Origin of the sequence: Achromobacter sp. HZ01 (genome assembly GCF_003267925.1) — a bacterium.
Lineage (GTDB): Bacteria > Pseudomonadota > Gammaproteobacteria > Burkholderiales > Burkholderiaceae_B > Achromobacter > Achromobacter pulmonis_A.
In genome coordinates this window covers 515,082-537,337 of the sequence record NZ_LWKV01000004.1, presented here as the reverse complement: position 1 = coordinate 537,337, position 22,256 = coordinate 515,082, and the positions used below count along the sequence as shown (strand labels likewise).

The 22,256-nt window shown below is 66.9% G+C and carries 19 protein-coding genes; 16 read left to right on the top strand and 3 right to left on the bottom strand.

Going from position 1 to position 22,256, the window contains the following annotated elements; genetic code table 11:
• Nucleotides 1-230: 230 nt before the first annotated feature.
• From A6B37_RS22160 to A6B37_RS22110, 11 genes are all read left to right on the top strand, one after another.
• Nucleotides 231-1,493 carry a glycosyltransferase family 4 protein gene (locus A6B37_RS22160; protein ID WP_146748018.1) on the top strand — a complete coding sequence of 421 codons (1,263 nt, stop codon included), beginning with the start codon at nucleotides 231-233 and terminating at the stop codon, nucleotides 1,491-1,493.
• Nucleotides 1,493-3,598 carry a glycosyltransferase family 4 protein gene (locus A6B37_RS22155; RefSeq protein ID WP_111826930.1) on the top strand — a complete coding sequence of 702 codons (2,106 nt, stop codon included), beginning with the start codon at nucleotides 1,493-1,495 and terminating at the stop codon, nucleotides 3,596-3,598. Before A6B37_RS22160 ends, A6B37_RS22155 begins: the two co-directional genes overlap by 1 nt.
• A gap of 22 nt (nucleotides 3,599-3,620) precedes the next feature.
• On the top strand, nucleotides 3,621-4,445 hold the full coding sequence (locus tag A6B37_RS22150; RefSeq protein ID WP_246842538.1) for an ABC transporter permease: 825 nt from the start codon (nucleotides 3,621-3,623) through the stop codon (nucleotides 4,443-4,445).
• Nucleotides 4,435-5,799 carry an ABC transporter ATP-binding protein gene (locus A6B37_RS22145; protein ID WP_111826929.1) on the top strand — a complete coding sequence of 455 codons (1,365 nt, stop codon included), beginning with the start codon at nucleotides 4,435-4,437 and terminating at the stop codon, nucleotides 5,797-5,799. Before A6B37_RS22150 ends, A6B37_RS22145 begins: the two co-directional genes overlap by 11 nt.
• A gap of 35 nt (nucleotides 5,800-5,834) precedes the next feature.
• Complete coding sequence (locus A6B37_RS22140) at nucleotides 5,835-6,989, top strand: class I SAM-dependent methyltransferase (RefSeq protein ID WP_111826928.1); 1,155 nt, start codon at nucleotides 5,835-5,837, stop codon at nucleotides 6,987-6,989.
• A complete protein-coding gene (locus A6B37_RS22135; RefSeq protein ID WP_111826927.1) occupies nucleotides 6,938-9,010 on the top strand; it encodes a glycosyltransferase in 2,073 nt (690 codons plus the stop codon). The genes A6B37_RS22140 and A6B37_RS22135 overlap by 52 nt, the downstream gene beginning before the upstream one ends.
• Before the next feature lie 63 nt (nucleotides 9,011-9,073).
• A complete protein-coding gene (locus A6B37_RS22130) occupies nucleotides 9,074-11,809 on the top strand; it encodes a glycosyltransferase (protein WP_111826926.1) in 2,736 nt (911 codons plus the stop codon).
• Nucleotides 11,797-12,681, top strand: a complete 885-nt coding sequence (locus tag A6B37_RS22125) for a glycosyltransferase (protein ID WP_111826925.1) — start codon at nucleotides 11,797-11,799, stop codon at nucleotides 12,679-12,681. Before A6B37_RS22130 ends, A6B37_RS22125 begins: the two co-directional genes overlap by 13 nt.
• An 11-nt stretch (nucleotides 12,682-12,692) precedes the next feature.
• Nucleotides 12,693-13,730 carry a UDP-glucose 4-epimerase GalE gene (gene galE / locus A6B37_RS22120; RefSeq protein ID WP_111826982.1) on the top strand — a complete coding sequence of 346 codons (1,038 nt, stop codon included), beginning with the start codon at nucleotides 12,693-12,695 and terminating at the stop codon, nucleotides 13,728-13,730.
• A gap of 67 nt (nucleotides 13,731-13,797) precedes the next feature.
• On the top strand, nucleotides 13,798-14,826 hold the full coding sequence (gene waaC, locus A6B37_RS22115) for a lipopolysaccharide heptosyltransferase I (protein ID WP_102775105.1): 1,029 nt from the start codon (nucleotides 13,798-13,800) through the stop codon (nucleotides 14,824-14,826).
• Nucleotide 14,827: 1 nt separating this feature from the next.
• On the top strand, nucleotides 14,828-16,114 hold the full coding sequence (locus A6B37_RS22110; RefSeq protein ID WP_111826924.1) for a 3-deoxy-D-manno-octulosonic acid transferase: 1,287 nt from the start codon (nucleotides 14,828-14,830) through the stop codon (nucleotides 16,112-16,114).
• Here A6B37_RS22110 and A6B37_RS26120 read toward each other — a convergent pair.
• From A6B37_RS26120 to A6B37_RS22100, 3 genes are read right to left on the bottom strand one after another with little or no spacing between them, the layout of a single operon-like run.
• On the bottom strand, nucleotides 16,111-16,269 hold the full coding sequence (locus tag A6B37_RS26120) for a hypothetical protein (RefSeq protein WP_168202268.1): 159 nt from the start codon (nucleotides 16,267-16,269) through the stop codon (nucleotides 16,111-16,113). The two genes, A6B37_RS22110 and A6B37_RS26120, sit on opposite strands and share 4 nt — an antisense overlap.
• A gap of 15 nt (nucleotides 16,270-16,284) precedes the next feature.
• Entirely contained in the window at nucleotides 16,285-17,091 is an 807-nt protein-coding gene (locus A6B37_RS22105) for a type III pantothenate kinase (protein WP_111826923.1), read from the bottom strand.
• Nucleotides 17,088-17,927: a biotin--[acetyl-CoA-carboxylase] ligase gene (locus A6B37_RS22100; RefSeq protein ID WP_111826922.1), complete on the bottom strand. Its 840-nt coding sequence runs from the start codon at nucleotides 17,925-17,927 to the stop codon at nucleotides 17,088-17,090. Before A6B37_RS22100 ends, A6B37_RS22105 begins: the two co-directional genes overlap by 4 nt.
• 94 nt (nucleotides 17,928-18,021) lie before the next feature.
• Between A6B37_RS22100 and A6B37_RS22095 the strand changes: the two genes are divergently transcribed.
• Genes A6B37_RS22095 through A6B37_RS22075 form a run of 5 tightly spaced genes read left to right on the top strand, consistent with a single transcriptional unit; the run spans nucleotide 18,022 to nucleotide 22,220 of the window.
• Nucleotides 18,022-19,152: an ABC transporter permease gene (locus tag A6B37_RS22095; protein ID WP_102775109.1), complete on the top strand. Its 1,131-nt coding sequence runs from the start codon at nucleotides 18,022-18,024 to the stop codon at nucleotides 19,150-19,152.
• The gene (locus A6B37_RS22090; RefSeq protein WP_102775110.1) at nucleotides 19,152-19,991 is read left to right on the top strand and encodes an ATP-binding cassette domain-containing protein; all 840 of its coding nucleotides are present in this window, start codon (nucleotides 19,152-19,154) and stop codon (nucleotides 19,989-19,991) included. The genes A6B37_RS22095 and A6B37_RS22090 overlap by 1 nt, the downstream gene beginning before the upstream one ends.
• On the top strand, nucleotides 19,978-20,925 hold the full coding sequence (locus A6B37_RS22085) for an MlaD family protein (protein WP_210405814.1): 948 nt from the start codon (nucleotides 19,978-19,980) through the stop codon (nucleotides 20,923-20,925). The genes A6B37_RS22090 and A6B37_RS22085 overlap by 14 nt, the downstream gene beginning before the upstream one ends.
• A gap of 6 nt (nucleotides 20,926-20,931) precedes the next feature.
• On the top strand, nucleotides 20,932-21,531 hold the full coding sequence (locus A6B37_RS22080; RefSeq protein ID WP_111826981.1) for an ABC-type transport auxiliary lipoprotein family protein: 600 nt from the start codon (nucleotides 20,932-20,934) through the stop codon (nucleotides 21,529-21,531).
• 35 nt (nucleotides 21,532-21,566) lie between these two features.
• Nucleotides 21,567-22,220 carry an alpha/beta family hydrolase gene (locus tag A6B37_RS22075; protein WP_102775112.1) on the top strand — a complete coding sequence of 218 codons (654 nt, stop codon included), beginning with the start codon at nucleotides 21,567-21,569 and terminating at the stop codon, nucleotides 22,218-22,220.
• The last annotated feature ends 36 nt before the right edge of the window (nucleotides 22,221-22,256 follow it).

The window sequence follows — 22,256 nt, the reverse complement described above, 5'->3', positions numbered from 1 at the left end:
GCGCCTTTTGATCTAAAATGGCCGCGCCCCATGCGGCACCTTTCCGGGGCGCGGCTACCCCGGACCATTCAGCTCAGGTCCTGCGGCCTGTCGCCGAGATGTCCATCAGGGATCGGTCCTGCGGACACTATGCATACTAGCAATTCGAATCCTCCAATTTCATGACACTTCATTCGACGAACCCAAGGTCGGCGGCAGACTTCGGTGCCCCCATCGAGGCGGCGGCTGCCGTGACGGCTGTTGCCGCCGACGCGGAAATGGCGAGGCTGCGCAGCGAGCTGGAGAGCACGACGGCCTTGCTGGCCGACGCCAATGCGCGCTATCGGGAGATCGAAGGGTCGGTTGCCTACAAAGTGGGGCTTCGGCTGTCCAGCGGACCCGTCGGGAAGATCTACCGCGCCCTGGCGCGCCGCCGCGCGGCCGAAAAGCCGGCGCCCGCGCCTGTCGTGCCGCCCCACGCGGGCCACGTCCAGGAGGCGGCGCCCGTCTTGCAGCAGGCAAGCCGCAGTATCTGCCCGGACTCGGCCATACAGGCCATTCCCATGGACGTGCCGGTCGCGGTCGCGCATCCGGACTGGCTGGGCATCCGCAGTTCGGCCGCGCAGATGTTCGACCATCTGCTGTTGCTCACCGACGAACTGACCGAAGAAGACGCCGATTCGATCGCGCAGCGTCTATTGCAGCGCCGCCCGACCGCCGTCGTGATGCAGGGATTCCCGTTTACGTATCAGCATCTGGTGCGCGCCTTGAACCGCCAGGCGCCGGACCTGCCCGTGCACGTCGTCTGGCATGGCACGTTCATGCAGGCGACCGAGGACTATGCCTGGCGCAGCTTCAAGCTGATGTGCGCCCTGCAGCGGCAGGGCAAGATCCGCCGCATCGGCTGCGTGAAAAAGGGCCAGGAGCAGATCCTCAGGCACCGCGGGCTGGATGCCCATTACCTGCTGAATATGTATCGCCAGATTCCCGAGGCCGCGGCTCCCGTACCCGTGGCTCCGATCAAGCTGGGAATCTGGAGCATTTCCGAGCTGAAGCACAAGCCTCCCTATGAGATGCTCGCCGCGGCCTCGACCATTCCGGGGGCGCAGGTCGTCGGCTCCGTGGCCTCGGACCGGATGGTGGATTTCTGCAAGGAATTCGGCCTTGCCCAGGACTTCCTGGGGCGCATGATCCCCCAGGCCGAGATGCCCAGGCACCTGGCCACCACGCACCTCAATCTGTACGTGACGCTCAACGAATGCGCACCCATGCTGCCGCTGGAGAGTTTTGCCGTCGGCGTGCCGTGCATCGTGGGCCCGAATACGCCTTACTTCGAACATAATCCCTATCTACAGAGCAGGCTGGTCGTTCCGGTGGCCGACGACGCCCACGCGATCGCGCGCAAGATCGAATCGGCGCTGGCCGAAAGAGACCAGATCATCGCGGCCTATCGGGAATATGCCATCGAGCACAATGCCGAGTCCGCCCAGACCTTGCAGCGGTTCCTGAACTGATGCGGACCGTCTGCTTCGTCAGCTACGAACTGTTCCCCGTCACGCGCGGGGGGTGCGGCGCATTGCTGCATAACGTGGCGGTTCAATTGCTCCAATCGGGATCGCGCGTCGTTTTTCTGCTGGACGTCGACGCCGACGTGTTCGCGCGCTTCGACCGGGACGAGCGGCTCAAACTGCCCAACCCGCAGAACTGCGTCGCGTATCGGGTGGCGGACGTATGCGGCGACCATTTGCTGCCGCGCGAGAACTTCTCGTCCTGGTACGAGTGGCGCTCGTACGTCCTGAACGTCGCAGCCCTGAAAGTCCACGAGCTGGAGCGCCCGTCGCTCATCGAGTTCTTCGACTATCACGGCGTCGCCTATTACGCCCTGTGCGAAAAGCTCGCCCTGGGCGGATACGAGGGCGCGCGCATCGCTGTGCGCTACCACGCCACGATCGAGGCGATGGACCGGGTCGACCTGACCAATTCGCTGCATCCGGAGCTGTATCTGCTTTATTCGCTGGAGCGCGCGGCCCTGGCGTTGGCGGATACGGTGATCGTCCCGTCGGAATCGGTGTCGCGACGCTCCCTTGCCGATCTGTACCCGACCATCGCGGCGCGCCAGACGGTGGCGGTGCCGCCGCTGCAGAAAACGCTCAACAAACGCGGTTCCGATGGCGTCGAAAACGGCATCCTGTTTTATGGACGGCTGTTCTCGATCAAGGGCGTGGATACGCTGGTCGATGCCGCGGTGCTATGGATGCGCCAGCGTCCCGACCTCGCCCCGGATTTCTATTTCGTCGGCGGCGATTCCAAACAGCCGCCCGACGGCTGCGGCCTCTATGCGGAGTACATGCGGCGGCGCATTCCGCCCGACCTGCGGGGCCGCTTCCATATCCTGGGCCATTTGTCGCACGACGAGACCGAAGCGCTGCTGGAAAAAGTGCGCTTCGCCGTGTTTCCCAACCGTGCCGAGTCGTTCTGCTACGCCGCCCACGAACTGTATGCCGGCGGCGTTCCGCTGATTGTCTCCGACATCCCCGGTTTTGAAGACTTTTTCCGGCATGAACGGAACAGCCTGGTGTTCGACTGCTCGTCGGCCGATGCGCTGTCGGCCGCGATGGGCCGTCTGTGGGACGACGCCGAGCTGCGCAAGCGGCTGACCTTTCCCTACCCGGTCGTGCCGCCCGAGGTCGCGCCCATCTACACGGCCGGCGCACCGCAGGCCGACGACGCGCGCGCCCCGGATTTCGAACTGTCCGTGCTGGTGCGGGCCGAAACGCTGGAGCAGGCGCAGCCGCTGTGCAAGCGCCTGGAGCAGGGCGGGCACCGCAGCATCGTCCTGCTGCCGGCGCAGGGCAGCGGCGCGGAGGTGTCGGCGTTCCTGCTGGGGCGCAACGTGCGCTGCGTCGATCCGGCGGGCACGGCCGTCGACCTGCATGCCTTGCGCACCACCGACGCGCTGGTCATCCTGAATGCCGCCGACGTGGTCGACCCGGCCTATCTGGATATCGCCGTGCGCGTGCTCAGCACGCGCGCGGATATTCCGTTCGTCTCCGGGTGGTCGCTTCGTTTGGCCGACCACCAGCGCCGGGTCGACACGTTTTCACTGCCGCTGGCGATAGACACCGTGCCCATGAACGGCCGCAATCCGGCCACGCGGGCGGTGTTCCGCACCCAGCCGGGGCGGCTGTTGCTCGATACCTTCGATACCGGGCTGGCCGAGTACGCCGAACTCAATCATCTGTGGAAGCTGACGCAGCATGGCGAGATCGGCCTGCTGATTCCGCGGCCCTTGCTGGAACTGCCGGTCGAGGACGCGCATTATCCCAGCGCCAAGCAGATGTCCTATCTGCTGAACGGCGACGGCAGCGCCGACCGGAGAATGCGGCTTTCGCAGAGTTCGGTCGCGGTGTGGAACAGCAACGCATTCTCGAATACGCCCGCCGCGACGCGGAATATGTTGCAGGACGCGGGCGCGTTGCCGCCCGAATTGCTGCGCCTGTTGCTGCGCGTGGGAAACCTGGTTGTGAAGCTATACCAGCGTTGCCGGCCGTTGCGTCCGATTATTGGTTTCGTCAAACGCCTGGTGCGCCGCGGTTCCGCGCGGCCTGGCGTTTCGTGAAACAGAACCTGAGAGGTACTTCTTGATTTCCGAAGTGTTCCATGTGGCGCGGGATATGGCATTCCGCCACCGCCAGCTTATTGTGCAGATGATCAAGCGGGAGGTGCTGGGCCGCTACCGGGGTTCCGTTTTCGGCCTGGCCTGGTCCTTTTTCAATCCCTTGCTGCTGCTGGTGGTTTATACGTTTGTGTTTTCGGTCGTCTTCAAGGCGCGCTGGGGAGGCGCCGGGGCCGCCGCGCCGCAATCGCACGGAGATTTCGCGGTAATCCTGTTCGCAGGGCTCATCATGAACAACCTGTTCGTGGAGTGCATAAACCGCGCTCCCGGGCTGATATTGTCGAACGTGTCCTACGTCAAGAAAGTGGTTTTTCCGCTCGAGACGCTGGCGGTAATCGCATTGGGCTCGGCGCTGTTTCACCTGCTGGCCAGCCTGGTGGTTCTGATCATCGCGCAATTGATATTCATGGGCCACGTTCCATGGACGGTCGTGTATTTTCCGTTGATTCTGCTGCCGCTGATGTTCCTGTGCCTGGGGCTTTCGTGGTTCCTGGCAGGGCTGGGCGTATATATCCGCGATATGGCGCAGGCAGTTTCGCTTTTCACGATCGTGCTGACGTTCATTTCGCCGATTTTTTATCCTCTTTCGGCGATCCCGGAGCGCATGCAGAAATATGTAAAATTGAATCCAATCACTTTTGTCGTCGAAGAGACACGCAACGCGGTTATCTTTGGAAAACCGTTCAACTGGACGGGCTGGTGCATCTATACGGCTGTCGGCGTGGCCGTTGCGGTGATCGGGTTGATTTGGTTCCAGAAGGTAAGAAAAGGGTTCGCGGATGTGCTCTGATACGGTTTCCATACACGTCGAGAATCTGGGCAAGCGATACTCGATTTATTCCAAGCCGCAGGATCGGCTGAAAGAGGCCCTGGTGGCGCGCAGCGCCGGGATTTTCGGCCGCAGCGCCAGGAGCTATGCCCAGGAATTCTGGGCGCTCTCCGACGTTTCGTTCGACGTCAAGAAAGGCGAGACCGTCGGTATCGTGGGCCGCAACGGGTCGGGCAAGTCCACGCTGTTGCAGATGATCTGCGGCACCGTGACGCCCACGACCGGATCGGTGAAGACCAACGGCCGCGTCGCGGCGCTGCTGGAGCTGGGCGCCGGCTTCAACCCCGAATTCACCGGCAGGGAAAACGTCTATCTGAATGCGTCGCTGCTCGGGCTGACGCGCGAGCAGATCGACCAGCGCTTCGACAGCATCGCCGGATTCGCCGACATCGGCGAATTCATCGAAAGCCCGGTCAAGAAATATTCCAGCGGCATGTTTGCGCGGCTGGCGTTTTCCGTCGCCATCCATACCGAGCCCGACATTCTCATCGTCGACGAAATCCTGGCGGTGGGCGACGCGGCGTTCCAGCGGCGCTGCCTGAAGAAGTTCTACGAAATCCGCGACATGGGGTGCACCATCCTGTTCGTGTCGCACGATCAATACCAGGTCAAATCGATCTGCCAGCGCGCGCTTTATCTCGAACGCGGCGTGCAGAAGGCGTTCGGCGCCGCCGGCAAGGTGATCGACCAATATACGATCGACATGCAGGCGGCGCTGCGCGAGTTCGAGGCCAAGGAAGAAGCGGCAGGCAAGCACCCCGTGACGCCGGCGGCGCTGGACGAGCTGGACACCTCCAATCCGCCCGGCACCGAAGACGCCGCCGGGGATGTCGAGGTGACGCCGGCCGGGGTTCCCGGCCCGGGGGCGGCGTACCGCAAGGAGCCGGACCGCTTGTACGAGATCGACGAGATCTGGCTGTCCACGCCCGAGGGCGAGCGCATCGACGCCATCAGCACCGGCGATTCGCTGAAGCTGAACGTGCGTTTCCATGCGGTGACTTCCATGGTGCCGGACGATATGAGTTTCGTATTCAATCTCTATCGTCACGACGATCTGTATATCTGCGGTACGACCACGCTCATGGACGGATACAAGGCGCACGCGGGCGCGTCGTCCGGGGTTTTCAGCGTCAATTTTCCGAACGTTCCGCTGTTGAGCGGGTCGTACAAATGGAGGGTTGCCATTAACGACGGACGCGGATTCGTGGTGCATGCTGAAGCCAATAACGTCTGCCCATTCCAGATCTCGGATGACTTCGAAGCGGTCGGCGTGATGAGCCTGCCGCGCCAGTGGGAATTCGAGTTCAGCCAGTAAGCTGGCCAAATCTTATATATAAGTGCATTCATAAAATGGAACGACTGAGTTTTGGGCAAAGCAGCCGCTATGAGGGCCTGGAAGCCGCCGTGCATATTGCGCGATATTCGTTCGCCAAGGCGCTCTGCCGCGGCAAGCGGGTGTTGGACGCCGCCTGTGGCGAGGGCTACGGCTCGCGCCTGCTGGCCAACTGGGGCGCCAGCGAAGTCGTCGGCGTGGACATCTCGGCCGAGGCGATCGCCAGCGCGCAGAAGCACTTCGCCAGCGACAACGTTTCGTTCATCCAGAACGATGCCGAAACCCTGCCGCGCCTTTTCGAGCCGCACAGCTTCGATCTCATCGTTTCGTTCGAGACCATCGAACACGTGCAGGACCCCGAACTGTTCCTGCGCAATATCCAGAGCCTGCTGAAGCCGGGCGGCGTGGTCGCCATCAGCTGCCCCAACGACTGGTGGTATTTCCCGACGGACGCGGAACGCAATCCGTATCACCTGCGCAAGTACCGGCTCGATGAATTCCGCGCCCAGGCCGAAGGCGTCCTGGGGCCGGCTTCGGCGTGGTTCCTTGGCGGCCCGATCGCGGGCTTCGCCAATCTGCAGCTGGACAACTACCTGGCCGACGACAACCGTTCCGGGCAGGTGCAGATGCTCCAGACTTCCGAGACCCTGGAGGCGCTGTTCGTGCCGGCCGAGCTCGACGCCGGGCCGCAGCCGCAGAACGCCAGCTATTTCCTCGGCGTGTGGGGCCAGCCCGACTATGCCGACACGACCAACGCCGGCACCGCGATTCTGCCGCTGTCCATGGACGCCTTCCGCAAGGGCATTTTCCAGGGACACTTGCCGCGCGACGAGGATCTGCAATCCGCGCGCCAGGCGCAGGCTTCGGCGCTCGCGATCCTGGACGCCGTCTCGTCGGGGGACGTGGACCGCATCGCGCGGGACGCGGCCTTGCGCGCGCAGGCCGCGACCACCGAGCTGGCCATGGTCCAGGGCGTCATCGCCGAGCGGGACGCGCAGCTGGCGGCCAAGGCCGATGAAATCGCGCGCCTGCAGCAGCAGGTGCAGGCGCTGGATGCGCAGGTCAATGAACTGTCGCTGCCCGCGGCGCGGTACGTCCGTATCCGGGACAAGATTCCGCATTGGGTTCGCGCACTGGCGGTGAAGTTCATGAAGGGCGCCGGAGGGCGTTGACCGTGGGATACAAGGCGAATCTGGCTCCCGGGGTAACTGCCTATACATACGTCTCCGACCCGCGCCATCGCATTCTTGCGTCCGATGCGGCCCGTCGCGCCGGCCCGAACATCGGGGACAACGGCGAGAACCTGACCGTCGCCTGCCTGTCGCTCGACCGCAGCGAGCAGACCTTGCGCCTGGTGAATTCGCTCGCCTACCAGGTGCCGTACTTCGCCGGTGAAATCCTGATCGTGGACTGCGGGTCCACGCCGCAGGAACTGCGCGCGCTGTACGAAGGCTGCGAGCAGCTGAAACTGAATTGGCGCGTGATCGAGCTGGGCGGTAACCGCGGCATGGCTGCGGGCAGGAACCGCGCCTACGCCGAAGCGAAGAAGGACTGGGTGTTCTGCCTCGACACCAACATCCATTTCCTGGCCAATCCGTTCCCGCGTATCCAGAGCGATATCGCGATCCTGGGCTGCCACTTCCTGAACGTGCCGCTGCTGGGGCCGGACTATCAGACCATCCTGTCCTTCGGCGGGCACTTGCGCGTGGGCATAGAGGTCGAGGCGCTGCACGTCGGGGCAAGCAGCGCGCTGACGCAGGCGCAGACCGAAGACCGCGTCGGCGATCCGTTTCTTTCGACCTTCCTGTTCGGCGGCGCCTGCGTGTGCAAGCGCTCGACCTTTGAAAGACTGGGCGGCTACGACGAGCGCATGCATGCCGGTTTCGAGGACATGGATTTCTCGATCAGGCTGTTCCAGGAGGGCTACAAGATAGGCGTGACCGGCCACGTGGTGCTGTTGCACGACCGCCCGGCGAGACCGGACGACGCCGATCATGCCTACGAATGGCAGCGAATCCGCGAGTCGGCCCGCGAGCTGGAGAAAAAGCACGGGTTCGACGTGTGCGGCGAGGACGTGGAAGGCTGGCTGGCGCTGCGCCATGCGCGGCCGGGCAGCGTGTCGCAGGCGCTGCGCAGCGACGCGCGCCCCGTGCTGGCCGGCGATGGCGGCAAGCCGAAGATCGCCCTGGTGATCGATACCGACGAATGGGCCTTCGGCAATATCGCGCGCCAGCTGAAGAAATACCTCTCGCACCGGTTCGACATAAAGATCATTCCCTCGGATGTGCTCGAACATGTCGACCACATTTTCATGGCCGCCGAGAATTGCGATCTGGTCCACTTCTTCTGGCGTGAATACTATCGGATGCTGGACAGCCAATGGTGCCGCGACCACGTCGAGCGCTTTGGCGTGCCGTTCGACGTCTTCGACCGCAGATTCGTGCGCGGCAAGCCGGTCACCACCAGCGTGTACGACCATCTGTACCTGAGCCCGGCGGAGGTCGAAGAGCGCGCGGCTTTCTTCGAGGACCGCGTTTCCGCCTATACCGTGGCCTCGGAGCGGCTCTACGCCATTTACCAGCAGCTGGATTTCCCGCCGCCGCACACCATCACGCACGACGGCGTGGACCTGGAGCTGTTCGCTCCCAGGAACCTGGAGCGATTCGGCGAAGTGGGCAACCGGCCGCTGGTGATAGGCTGGGCCGGCAACAGCAAATGGGCCGCCGAGCTTGAGGATGCCAAGGGATTCCACTCGATACTGATGCCGGCGGTCGAGCAGTTGCGGGCCGAGGGCCACCAGGTTGAAACCCACTTTGCGGACCGCCAGAATGGCCTGATCCCGCATGTGGAGATGCCCGATTTCTACGCGGCCATCGACGTCTATGTCTGCCCCTCGCTGTTCGAGGGCACGCCGAATCCGATCCTGGAGGCCATGGCCTGTGGCGTTCCGGTGGTCACGCACGACGTCGGAATCGTGCGCGAGGCGTTCGGGCCGCGGCAGAGCGAGTTCATCGTCACGGATCGGACGGTAAGCGTATTCGTCGAGCGAATCCGGCAATTGCTGACCCAACCGCAGCGGCTGGCCGAGCTTTCCGCGGAAAACCTGCAAAGCATACGTAAATGGGATTGGCGCGAGACGACCAGGGCCTATGAGCGGTTCTTCGACGACGTTCTGGCCCGGCGCGGAAACTAGGCGGAATCTCCGTCGCCCCTACCAAGACAGCGTGATAACGGCCGCATCCAGGCCTGGATATATATGAGCTTAAAAAGTATCGGCGCATTCGCCAATTTCGGACGTCCCGGCGCCGGCGTGCCCGGGACGATCGAGCGCGCCTCGGCGGGTATTGCCCAGGCCGCCTGGCCGGCCGGCCTGGACCGCTATCTGGCTGAAAAACAAAGCCGGCACGCCGTGCTTTTCGGTGCGTTCGAGCCGGGCCGCTGCCCGGTCGTGGCGACGGTCTACGACCTGGACCGAGACGGCGATGGCCGGGAGCCGCCGACGGCCTGGAAGCTGGACAACTGGACCGGCCAGGTCGACGCGCTGGTCCGCGGGCACCATACGCCCGGGACCGCGTGGATCGTGTCGTCCGCGCTGCTGGCGCGGCTGGCCGACCCGCGGCCGCTGCTCGGCGCCCTCAAGCGCCTGAGCCTGGATGAAGGATGTCCGGTCCTGTTCGTGGCGGAACAGGACGGGGGGCGCGCGCACGCCTGGAACCCGAAGCAGTTTGCCCAGTTCCTGGAAGAAAGCGGATTCGCGCTGCGCCGCCGCGATGCCGAGGATGGCGCCGCGCTCATCGAGGCGGTGGTGGAGCGCGAGGCTTACGGCCGCTATCTCGAAGGGCTGGGCCTGGCGCCGCAATTGCTGGACGCCGACCTGCTGCTGCTGACGACGGAGGACGCGACGATACGGGCCACCGGCGGCATCGGCACCTACGTCAAGAACATCAAGGCCGTCGACCCGCGTTCGGCCGTCATCATGTGCGACGTCGACCTGAATCCGTCGGGCATGGACGGGCGCACCTTCGTGCCGCGCATGTTCTTCGACGACATCAGCCGGGAGAACTTCTTTGACGGCCTGGGGCTGCTGGAGCTGCTCAAGGGCATCCTGTATCTGCTGCCGCGCGTGGCCACGATAGAGTCGCAGGATTACAAGTCCATCGGTTTTCGCGTGGTGCAGGCCAAGCGCACGGGCATCCTGCCGCAGTGGGTGCGCGTGCGCGTATTCATGCACGGCTCCATCGACTACGTGAAGTACGGGATGCAGGACGACACGGCCATGGACTACACGCCGCACGAGCTGGCGTGGGCCGTGCGCGACAGCTACCTGTTCAAGTACGCCGACGAGTGCTATTCGCCGTCCCGCTATCTCGGCGAGCGCCTGCTGCAACAGGAGTTCGGCTACGAGCTGAACCAGCTTTCCATCACCCCGCTGCCGTTCGACCTGGCGCTGGTGCCGCCGCCTGAGACGACGAACTTCCAGAAGGTCAGGCGCATCGTTTTCATCGGGAAGTACAACCAGCTGAAGGGCTGGCCCGATTTCGTGGCCGCGATGGAGTCGCTCGCCGCCGAAGGCAAGCTGGCCGGCATCGCCGAGGTGGTGTCGCTGGGGCCTTTGAGCCCGGGCAACGCCGAGCGCCAGCGCCTGGACGCGATCTGCAACTACAAGGACCTGCACCTCACGCATGCGCAGCTGTTGAGCTTCGTGCATGAAAGACTGGCGGACACGCTGTTCGTCGTGCCTTCGCGCGGCGAGAACTATCCTTTCGTCGTGCTCGAGCAGCTGCTGCTGGGCTCGCTGTTCGTCGCGTACAACACCGGCGGGGCCGTGGAGGTCGTGGACGAGCCCGCGCACGTGCAGCGCTTCTTCTCGGACCCGAACCCGCGCGCGCTGGCCAAGAAGCTGGGCGAGGTGCTGGCGATGTCGCCCGGGGAGTATGGCGCCGACCTGAACGCCTCGCGCGAGCGCGTGCGCGCCAGGCAGGTCGCCATCAACGCGGGCTGGAGCCGAGCCGGCCAGCAGGCCGGCAAACCGGATTGGAGCCGGCTGCCCGGCATGCCCGCCTGCGATGTGTCCGTGGTGGTCCCCGTATTCAACACGCCCCTCGAATACGTCGAGGAGGCGCTGGCCTCGATCCGCCGGTCGCGGCTCAAGCCGCGCGAACTGATCGTGATCGATGACGGTTCCGAAGCGGCCTACCGGGAACAGCTTGCCGCGCTCGTCGAGCGGGTCATCGGCGGCGCGCTGGCCGTTCGCCTGCACCGGCAGGACAACCGCGGCCTGGCGGGCGCGCGCAACACCGGGCTGGAATTGTCGCAATCGGAGCTGACGTTTTTCGTCGACAGCGATGACATCCTGCTGCCGCACACGCTGGACGAGGCCTGGGCGGCCATGTCGCTCGATCCCGCGCTGGTGGCGGCGACGGGCTTCGCCCTGCATTTCACCGACCTGAAGTCGCTGCCCCGGTCTGCCGAGCCCCTGCAGGACGGGTGGTTCTGGAAGCCGCTGGGCGTGCCCGAGGCCAAGGCCCTCGCCATTCTGGAGAACCAGTACATCACCGCCAACGTGATGGTGCGCACCGCCAGATTGCGCGAGCTGGGCGGCTGGGACGATACGGACAGGTCGGTATGGGAGGACTGGGGGTTTTATTCGCGCCTGGCCTGGTCGGGCCACCGCTTTTCGCTGATTCCGTCGCTGGGCTACCTGTACCGCAATACGCCGGGCAGCATGTCCAAGACCTATAACAAGTATTTCGGGCGCCGCCGGCTGGTGCGCAACCTGGCGGGTTTCAGCCGGCTCGATGCGAATATCCTGTTCAGCCTGGCCAACGCCGAAGGCGGCAAGGCCGGCGCCAAACTGGCCGGCGCCAGCCTGTCGGAAAAGGAAATCGAGCTGATCAATATGATCCGCTCGATGATACAGAAACCCAGGCTGCGCCGATTGTTCATCGCGGCCTATCGCGGTTATTCGCGGGTTCGGCGATGGTTCCGGTAAAGAACGACCCGCCGGAGCAGGCAGGCATCGGGCGCGAAGCGCCCGCGATTCCCTTTTCGGTCTTGATGTCGGTCTATCACGGGGAAAAGCCGGAGTTTCTGGAGGCCGCGCTGCGCAGTTTGCTGGCTTCGGCCGTCCCCTTGCCGGAAGTGATCCTGGTGGAGGACGGCGCGCTGCCCGAGTCGCTGCATGCCGTCATCCAACAGTACGGTCCCGCGCTGCGGCTGCGGCGTGTAGCATTGCCTCATAACGTCGGGCTGGGACGCGCGCTCACGGAAGGGCTGAAGCAGTGCAGCCACGATTGGGTCGCGCGCTTCGATACCGATGACCTGATCGTCGCCGACCGGTTCGCGCAGCAGCTGGCGCTGATCCAGGCCGACCCCGCAATCGATCTGTTCGGCGGCTGGATCAGGGAATTCGAAACCGATGCCGACGCCGAGCAGGGGCGCTTGCGCAGCGTGCCGGCCAGCCATGAGGAAATTCTCGCCTACGCAAAAAAACGCAATCCGTTCAACCATATGACGGTGATGTTCAGGCGCGAACTGGCGTTGGCGGCGGGCGGCTATCGCGACGAGCATCTTTATGAGGATTATGCGCTCTGGGTGCGGATGATCCTGGCGGGCGCCCGTACCGCCAATCTGCCCACCGTGCTGGTGAATGCGCGCGCCGGCGGCGGCATGTATGCCCGGCGCGGCGGTCTGCGATACGCCATGAGCGAAGTCCGCGCCCAATGGACGTTTTTCAGGTCGGGATTCATCGGCGCTCCGCGGCTGCTCATGAACCTGGCTTCGCGCCTGCCCGTCAGGATATTGCCCGACCGGCTGCGGCAGTTTTTCTACGAAAGGCTGTTGCGCGCCAGGCTGGATATTTAGGTTTGGAAATCATGGATAAAACATTACTGGTGACAGGCGGGGCCGGCTATATCGGCTCCCATACCCTGCTGGCGCTGATCGCCGCGGGCTATCGGCCGGTGGTACTGGACAATTTTTCGAATAGCGTCCCGGAGGTCTTGCGGCGTGTCGAGCAGCTCAGCGGCGCGCAGGTGGAATTCGTCGAGGGCGATATCCGCGACGCCGGCCTGCTGGATCGCCTTTTCCAGCAAAAGGCCGCATCCGGCAATCCGGTGCAATGCGTGGTCCATTTTGCCGCGCTGAAGGCGGTCGGCGAGTCGGTGGCCAATCCGCTCGCCTATTACGACAACAACGTCGGCGGCACCACGACCCTGCTGCAGGCCATGGACCGGGCGCAGGTGCGCCACTTCGTTTTCAGCTCGTCGGCCACGGTCTACGGCGAGCCGGTGGCGCTGCCGTACACGGAGCAGCACCGCATCGCGCCGACCAATCCCTACGGCTGGACCAAGGCGATGGTGGAGCAGGTGCTGCGGGACTGGGCCGCCACCGGCGAACAGCGCCGGGCGGTGGCGCTGCGCTATTTCAATCCGATAGGCGCGCATGCCAGCGGCCGGCTCGGCGAAGCGCCGCAAGGCATCCCGAACAACCTGTTTCCGTTCATCACCCAGGTGGCGGTGGGTAAGCGCGAGCGCCTGATGGTCTTCGGCGACGATTACGAAACGGCGGACGGCACCGGCGTGCGCGACTATCTGCACGTCGAGGACCTGGCCGACGGTCACGTGCGGGCCGTGGAGTATGCGGGCCGGACCGAGGCGCCGTTTGCCGCCTTCAACCTGGGCACGGGCAAAGGCACCAGCGTTTTGCAGCTGGTCCGGGCTTTCGAGCAGGCCAGCGGCGTGGCCATTGCCTGTACCGTGCTGGCGCGACGGCCCGGGGACATCGCCTCGGCCTGGGCCGACCCGGCGCTGGCTTATCGCGAACTGGGCTGGAAGGCGGAAAGAAGCATCGAACAGATGTGTGCGGACGGCTGGCGCTGGCAGTCGCAGAATCCGGACGGTTACAGTAATTGAACGAATCTTCGACAGGAATGGCGTTTGTTGTACATTCGCTGCTTCAATCGCACGTTCATCAGCCTTGATGCCCACCCGCATTCTCATCGTCCGCACTTCGTCCCTGGGCGACCTCGTCCACATGCTGCCGGCTATCACCGATATAGCCCGGCACGTTCCTGACGCCGAGATCGATTGGGTAGCGGAGGAAGCCTTCGCGGAGATTCCCGCCTGGCATCCGGCGGTCAATGAGGTCATCAAGGTGGCGCACCGGCGCTGGCGCAAGGCCTGGTGGTCGCCCCAGGTGCGGGCCGAGCGGCACGCCCTGAAAGAGCGGCTGCGGGCCAAGCAGTACGACGTGGTGCTGGACATGCAGGCGCTGTTGAAATCGGCCTGGCTGGTGCGCCAGACCCGCGGGGTGCGCCACGGGCTGGACTGGCGTTCGGCGCGCGAGCCGCTGGCGTCGCTGTTCTATAACGTGCGCCATCGGGTGGAATTCTGGCAGCCGGCGGTCATCCGCCAGCGCAAGCTGGCCTCGTTGACGTTCGGCTACCAGTACGCCGGCCAGCCCGATTTCGGGCTGCAGGCGTTTTCGCGCCAGGCCGCCCAGGCCCGCGAGGACGAGGCGGGGGCGGACCAGGGCCAGGCCGAGCCGCCGCGCCTGCATCACGTGGATACGGATCACGGCTACGCGGTCATCATGCCGTCGGCCAGCCGCGACGACAAACTCTGGCCCGAGGACGATTGGCGCGCGGTGTTCCGCCGCCTGCGCGACGCGGGCTGCACGCTGCGCCTGCTCTGCGGCAACGAGCAGGAGGCCGAACGCGCCAGGCTGCTGATCGCCGGCATGGACGGGGCGGAAGTGCTGCCGCGCATGGATCTGACCTCGGTGGCCCGGCTGCTGGCCGGCTCGCGCCTGATGGTGGGCCTGGACAGCGGCCTGACCCATCTGTCGGCCGCGCTGGGCCGTCCCACCATCGGCATCTACCGGGCTTCGACCCCGGTGCGCACGCCGCTGGTCGGGTCGAACTACACCGCCAGCCTGGGCGACCGCGGCGCGTCGCCGTCGCGCGAGGCCGTGATGGCGTCGGTGGAGCAGGCGCTGGCGGCCCAGTGACATGAACCGCGGCGTCTACACACTGGCGCTTCGGGCCCTGTCGCCGCTGATCTGGCTGTGGATGGGCCATCGCGCCCGGCGCGCCGGCGGCCAGTGGGAAATCTTTTCGCCGCAGCGGTTCGGCCGGCTGCCGGCCGCTTCCTCTTCCGATTCCCAGGCGGCGCCGGTGTGGGTGCACGCCGTGAGCCTGGGCGAGACCCGGGCCGCGCAGCCGCTGTTGCAGGCGCTGCTGGACCGCGGCCTGCCGGTGCTGCTGACCCACGTGACGGCCACCGGACGGGCCGAGGGCGCGCGGCTGTTCCAGGACGCCATCGGCCGCGGGCAGTTGCGCCAGGCGTGGCTGCCGTACGATTTTCCGGGGGCGACCCGCCGTTTCATGGCGGCCAGCAGGCCGCGCTGCGGCCTGCTGATAGAGCGCGAGGTGTGGCCCAATCTGCTGGCCGCGGCGCGCGCGGCGGGCGTGCCGATGGGGCTGGTCAGCGCGCGGTTCTCGGCTTCTTCGTTGCGCCAGGCGGGCCGGATGGGCGGCGTGATGCGCGAGGCCCTGGCCGGGCTGGACGCGGTGCTGGCCCAGACCGCCGAGGACGCCGCGCGGCTGGCGCAGGCCGGCGCCCGGCAGCCCGTGGTGACCGGCAACCTGAAGTTCGACCTGGCGCTGCCGCCGACGCAGGTGCAGGCCGGCCAGGCTTGGCGCCAGCGCCTGGGCCGGCCTGTGGTGGCCGTGGCCAGCACGCGCGAGGGCGAGGACGGCGCCTTCATCGAGGCCATCAAACGCCATGCCAAAGTATCAGGGACGCATAATGCGCCCCTGTTTCTGCTGATTCCGCGCCATCCCCAGCGTTTCGACGAGGCCGCGCGCCTGCTGGACGAGGCCGGCCTGGCGTATGCGCGGCGTTCGGCGGGCGCGGAGCCCGGCGCGGACACCACGGTGCTGCTGGGCGATACGCTGGGCGAAATGGCTTTCTACTACGCGGCCTCGGACGTCGCGATCGTGGCGGGCAGCTTCGCGCCGCTGGGCGGGCAGAACCTGATCGAGGCCTGCGCGGCCGGGGTGCCGGTCATCGTCGGGCCGCATACGTTCAATTTCAAGCAGGCGGCCGAGGACGCCATCGAGGCGGGCGCGGCGCAGCGCGCGCCGGATGCGGCGCAGGCGGTGGACGCCGCGATGGCGCTGCTGGCCGACGAGGCGCGGCGGCGGTGCGGCGGCGAGGCGGCGCGGGCCTGGTTCGGCGCGCACGCGGGCGCGACCGGGCGCACGCTGGACGCCTTGGCATCCTGGCTGGACTAGGACCCGCTGCGGGGAACCAGCTTGACCGCGCCGGGGTTCAGTTCCTGGCTGAAACGGCGGGTGTCGCGCCCTTCGTCCTCGGGGCGCATGCCCAGCCAGCCCTGGCCGAGCGCGTAGACGCCCAGGTTCGCCAGCAGGATAAGTACGAAAAGCACGCGCATGCAGGCCTCTCAGTCGGCGGCCGGCGGGTTGGCGCGCGCGATCGCGGCCAGCCCGTCCAGCACGGGATGATCCAGGTAGACCGGCACGGGCGTCGCGCCGAATGCGCCGCCCGCGTCGGCCAGCAGGCGTTCGATTTCCTGGTGGACTTCGGGCCAGCCGCCGCCGGCGGCAAAGATCTGCGGCGTCTGGCCGTAGCGCTGGCGTCCGGCCAGCCATTGGCGCACAACCGCGCCGGCCTGCGCCGCGGCGATGCCCGAGGCGATGGCTTCGTGCGTGTCGGCGGGGTAGGCCACGACCTGGCCGTTGGCCACCGGCAGGTTGGCGGTGCCGTGCGCCAGGGCGTTGCGCATCATGGCGGGACCGGGCAGGATCAGGCCGCCGGCGAAGACGTTGTCGGGGCCCACGGTGTCGATGGTGGTGGCGGTGCCGAAGCTGGCCAGCACGAAAGGCGGGTGGTCTTGCGGCAGGCGCGACAGCACGCCCAGCAGCGACGCCCAGCGGTCGGCGCCCAGCTGCGTGGGCTTGCGGTAGCCGTTGACCAGGCCCAACGTCGCGGCCTGGGAGGGCGACCAGGTCATGCCGCAGCCGTGTTTTTCGAGGATGGCGGCGATGGCCTTGCCGCGGGCCTCGCCGGCGACGTTCACGCCTATCGCGCGCTGCGGGCGGCGCGGCAGCGCGGCCAGCCAGCGATCCAGGGCGTCCAGGTCCACGCCCTCGAAGGCGACCGCCGCCGGTTCGCGCGGCGCGTCGGCGTTGGCGGCGTCCATCCAGCCTACCTTGAGACGGCTGTTGCCGGAGTCGATGAGAATAATCATGCTTGGCGTCGGATCGAGATTTCGCCGACCAGGATCGGCTGGGCGCCCTCGGGCGTTTGCACCAGCAGGCGGCCGTGGTCGTCCACGCCGCAGGCGGTGCCGCTAAGAAGGATAGCGCCCTTGTCCAGGACGTTGACCTTGCGGCCGGCCAAAGCGTCCACCTGGCCGAAACGCTGCCTGAATGCGCCGAAGCCCGCGCGCTGCAGCTCTCGGACCGCTTCGTGCCAGGCCGTGGCGCTGGCGCAGACCAGGTCGGCGGCGCTGGCGGCGCGCCCCTGCACCTGGCTCCAGTCGGCGACGTCGCGCCCGAGTTCGGTCGACAGGCGCTCCGCGTCGCGCAGGTTCACCCCCATGCCGATGACCACGGTGTAGCCGGCGTCCGGCCCGCCCGGGTTGCGGGTGGTCTCGACCAGCACGCCGGCGAGCTTGGCGTCATGCCACTGCACGTCGTTGGGCCATTTCATGCACAGTCCCGCCGATTCCGGGCCGGCCACGGCGCGCAGGGCCTCGCACGCGGCCACGCCGGCCAGCGGCGACAGCGCGGGCAGTTGCGCGGCGGGCAGGTGCACGTCGAAGGCGCAGGAGAACATGAGATTGGCGCCCGAGCGGTTCTGCCAGGGGCGGCCTGCGCGGCCGCGTCCGGTCTCCTGCAGGTGCGTGCCCAGCAGCCAGGGCTTGCCGCCCGCGCCCGCGCGGGCGCGGGCCAGCAGGTCGGCGTTGGTCGATCCGGTGCTGCCGGTCCAGGAGACGTCTTGAAACGCGGGCAGGCGCGTGGCCAGTTCCCGGGCCAGGTCATCGGGCGCGGGCAGATCGATGGTTCGGGCTTGAGCGGACATGGCGGCGATTGTAGGGCACGCAAGCCCGCGCTCGCGGTCGGCACGCGCCTGCGTATATCATTAACGATACATTTTGCATTGGTAAGCTCCCTGCATGCCGCATTCCGTTTCGTCCGCACCCGTCGCCACGCCCCTGCGCCATGAAGGGGGCGTCTGCCATGTGGCCGGCGACTGGAGCGTGCTGGCGCTCGCAGAACCCGGCGAGGTGGAGCGCCGCCGCCAGGCCCTGGCGCAGGCGGCCCGCGATGGCGCGCGCTGGGACCTGCACCGCATCAGCCGGCTGGACACCATCGGCGCGCTGCTGATCTGGCAGGCCTGGGGCGAAAAGCTGCCCGAGCGCGTGCGCTGGTCGCCGGGGCCGCAGGATGTGTTCAACGCGCTGGCCATGAACAAGGGCGGCACGCCGCAGGCCGCGCCCAAGGGCGATCCCTGGGCCTGGCTGCGCGCGGTGGGCGACGCGGTATTCAAGGCGGCCGCCAACGGCCGCGCGCTGCTGACCATGCTGGGGCAGCTGGTGCTGGACCTGGGCGGGCTGCTGCGCCGCCCGCGGCTCGGGCCCTGGCGCGAGATCTCGGCGCAGATCTACCGGACCGGCGCGCAGGCGCTGGGCATCACGGCGCTGGTGGGCTTTCTGATCGGCGTGGTCCTGTCCTATCTGTCGGCGCAGCAGCTGCAGATGATCGGGGCCGACCGCTTCATCGTGCGCCTGCTGGGCGTGTCCATCGTGCGCGAGCTCGGGCCGGTGCTGGCCGCCATCCTGGTCGCGGGCCGGTCGGGCTCGGCGATCACGGCGCAGATCGGCGTCATGCGGGTGACGCAGGAGCTCGACGCGATGCTGGTCATGGGCATTTCGCACGGGCAGCGCCTGATCCTGCCGCGCGTGATCGCGCTGGCCGTGACCATGCCGCTGCTGGTGCTGTGGACCGACGCGATGGCCATCCTGGGCGGCATGCTGGCCGCGCAGGTGCAGCTGGGCGTGTCGGCGCAATGGTTCCTGCAATCGCTGCCGGACGCCATTTCGCTGACCAATTACTGGATCGGCATCATGAAGGGCGTGACCTTCGGCATGCTGATCGCGCTGATCGCATGCCACTTCGGGCTGTGCATCCAGCCCAACACGGAAAGCCTGGGGCGCGGCACCACCACTTCGGTGGTCACGTCCATCACCGGCGTGATCCTGCTGGACGCGCTGTACGCCGTGGCCTTCAGTTCGGTGGGCATCTGATGGACAGCGTCGCCCAGCACCGGCTGTTCGCGCAAGACGACGTCACCGTCGAGCCCGTCATCACGGTGCGCGGCCTGCGCACCGCCTTCGGCGACCACGTGGTGCACGACAACCTGGACCTCACGGTGTTTCCCGGCGAGATCCAGGTGCTGGTGGGCGGATCGGGCACCGGCAAGACCGTGCTGCTGCGCCAGATCATCGGGCTGGAGCAGCCGGCGGCCGGCTCGATCAAGGTGCTGGGGCACTCGCTGTCCGAGCTGAGCCCGGCCGAGCGCCGCAGCCTGTCGTACCGCTGGGGCATGCTGTTCCAGGCCGGGGCGCTGTTCTCCGCGCTGTCCGTATACGACAACATCGCCTTGCCGCTGCGCGAGCTGCGCACGGTGCCCGAAGACCTGGTGCGCGACGTCGTCATGTGCCGGCTGGCGATGGTGGGCCTGTCCTCGCGCGATGCCGACAAGCGGCCCTCCGACCTGTCCGGCGGCATGGTCAAGCGCGTGGCGCTGGCGCGCGCGCTGTCCCTGGACCCGGAATTGCTGTTCCTGGACGAGCCCACGGCCGGCCTGGACCCGCTGCGTTCCGACGAGTTCGTGGACCTGGTGCGCAACCTGCACCGGCAACTGGGCTTTACCGTGGTCATGGTGACGCACGACCTGGATACGCTGCTGGCCCTGGCCACGCGCGTGGCCGTGCTCGCCGACAAGCGGGTGATCGTGAACGACACCGTGCAGGAAGTCCTGAAGGTCGATCACCCGTTCATTCATACGTTCTTCCTGGGCGAGCGCGGCCTGCGCGCGCTGGGAGACATGGCGCCGAAGGGATTGCATCATGGAAAACCGTAGTCATGCGCTCATGGCCGGTATCTTTACGCTGGTCTTGCTGGCCGCCGCTGCGCTGGCGGCCATCTGGATCGGCCGCGACCGGACCCAGCTGCAACCATACGAAATCATCTCCGCCACCGCCGTCAGCGGCCTGAATCCGCAGTCCACCGTGCGTTACCAGGGCGTGCCCGTGGGCAAGGTGCAGTCGCTGGCGCTGAACCCGGACAAGCCGGGGCAGGTGCGCATCCGCATCGGCATCGCGCCGAACACGCCGATCACCGAATCGACCTGGGCCGAACTGGGCGTGCAGGGCGTGACCGGCATGTCCAACATCGAGCTGCGCGACGACGGCACTTCGAGCAGGCGGCTGGAATCCTCGGCGCTGCATCCGGCCGCCATCCCGCTGCGGCCGGGCTTTCTCGAGCGCCTCGGGCAGCGCGGAGACCAGCTCATCTCGAACGTGGAGCAGGTCTCCGAGCAGATGCGCCGCATCCTGAGCGAACAGAACGTGCAGGCGCTGACCGCCAGCCTGCAGAACGTCACCGACCTCACGCAATCGCTGAAAGAGGCCAGCAGCGGCCTCGGCCCGGCGATGGCCAAGCTGGGGCCGCTCATGGAATCGCTGAACGCCACTTCGCGCCAGGCCGATCACGCCGCGCGCGAAGTCGGCGGCCTGGCGCTGCAGGCGCGCCAGTCGCTGGCGCGCCTGACGGCGCCCGGCGGCGCCTTGTCGGTCGCCACCAGCAGCCTCAACGACATCGCCCTGGCCGCCGCGCGGCTGGACGGCGAAACCCTGCCGGCCATCACCGGCATGGCGGCCAGCGTCAACGAGGCCGCGCGCGGCGCGGCCATGACCCTGCGCCGTGTGGACAACACGCCGCAGTCCTTATTGTTCGGCCCGGCGCCCCGCGAGCCCGGACCCGGCGAGGCTGGCTTTGCCGGTTTCGGGAGATAGCCCATGATCAAGATGCGTAGCGCCGTTTTCATCCTGACCCTGGCCCTGGCGGGCTGTGGCTTTGGCCGCGTGCCCGCGCCGCCCACGGTGTTCGACCTGGGCCTGGACGCCGCGCCGGTGCCGGCGCTGCCGTCGCGCGAGCCGATCGCGATGACGTTCCAGGCCGTGCCCAGCCTGTCCGATACCAGCGTGATCTGGCGCGTGGGCGACAGCGCCGCGCCCAAGGCCTATGCCACCTACCGCTGGGCCTCGTCGCCCACCGAGCTGCTGCGCCAGCGCATCGCCGAGCGCCTGTCGCGCCAGGGGCCGGTGCTCAACGAACGCGTCAGCCTGCAGACGCCGCAGCTGCAGGTGTTCCTGTCGCAGTTCGAGCAGGTGTTCGCGGCCGACGGCAGCGCCAGCGAGGGGCGCATCCTGCTGCAGGCCGTGCTGGTGCAGGGCCGGACGGTGCTGGGCCAGAAGCGCATCGTGGCGCAGGCCGACGCGCCCACGCAGGACGCCGCCGGCGGCGTGGCCGCCTTGCGCCAGGCCAGCAATGACGCCGCCGACCAGCTGGCGCAATGGCTGGCTGCGACCCTGAAGCCCGCGCCCAAGGCGGGCGGTTAACATCCTCCTCTTCTTTCCGCTTTACGAGTTTCGCCATGTCCGCACGCACTGAAACCCACGCATTCAACGGCCCCGCAGGCCGCATCGATTGCGCCGTAGACTGGCCCGCCGGCGCGCCGCGCGGCTGGGCGCTGGTGCTGCACCCGCATCCGCTGCAGGGCGGAGCCCGCGAGAACAAGGTCGTCACGACCGTGTCGCGCGCCTGCGTGCAGCACGGCCTGGTGGCGGTGCGTCCGAATTTCCGCGGCGTCGGGCTGTCCGAGGGCGAGTTCGACAAGTCCGTCGGCGAGACCCAGGACATGCTGGCCGTGGTCGCGCAGATGCGCGAACTGCATCCGGAGCTGGCGCAGGCGCCGTGGGTGCTGGCCGGCTTTTCGTTCGGCACCGCCGTCGCCGCGCAGACCTATGCCGCGCTGGCCGAGCAGGGCGACGCGGTGCTGCCGTCGGCGCTGATGCTGATGGGGCCCGCGGTCAACCGCTTCCAGTCGCACGAGGTGCAGGTGCCGGACGACACGCTGATGGTGCATGGCGAAGAGGACGAAGTCGTGCCGCTGTCCGAGGCCATGGACTGGGCGCGCCCGCGCTCCATTCCGGTGGTCGTGGTGCCGGGCGCCTCGCATTTCTTCCACGGAAAATTGCTGGTGCTGCGCCAACTGGTGCAAGCGCGACTGAAGGTCTCCCTAGACTGAACGGGTTGCATCAAGTTGCATGTTTTCGCGGCGGCG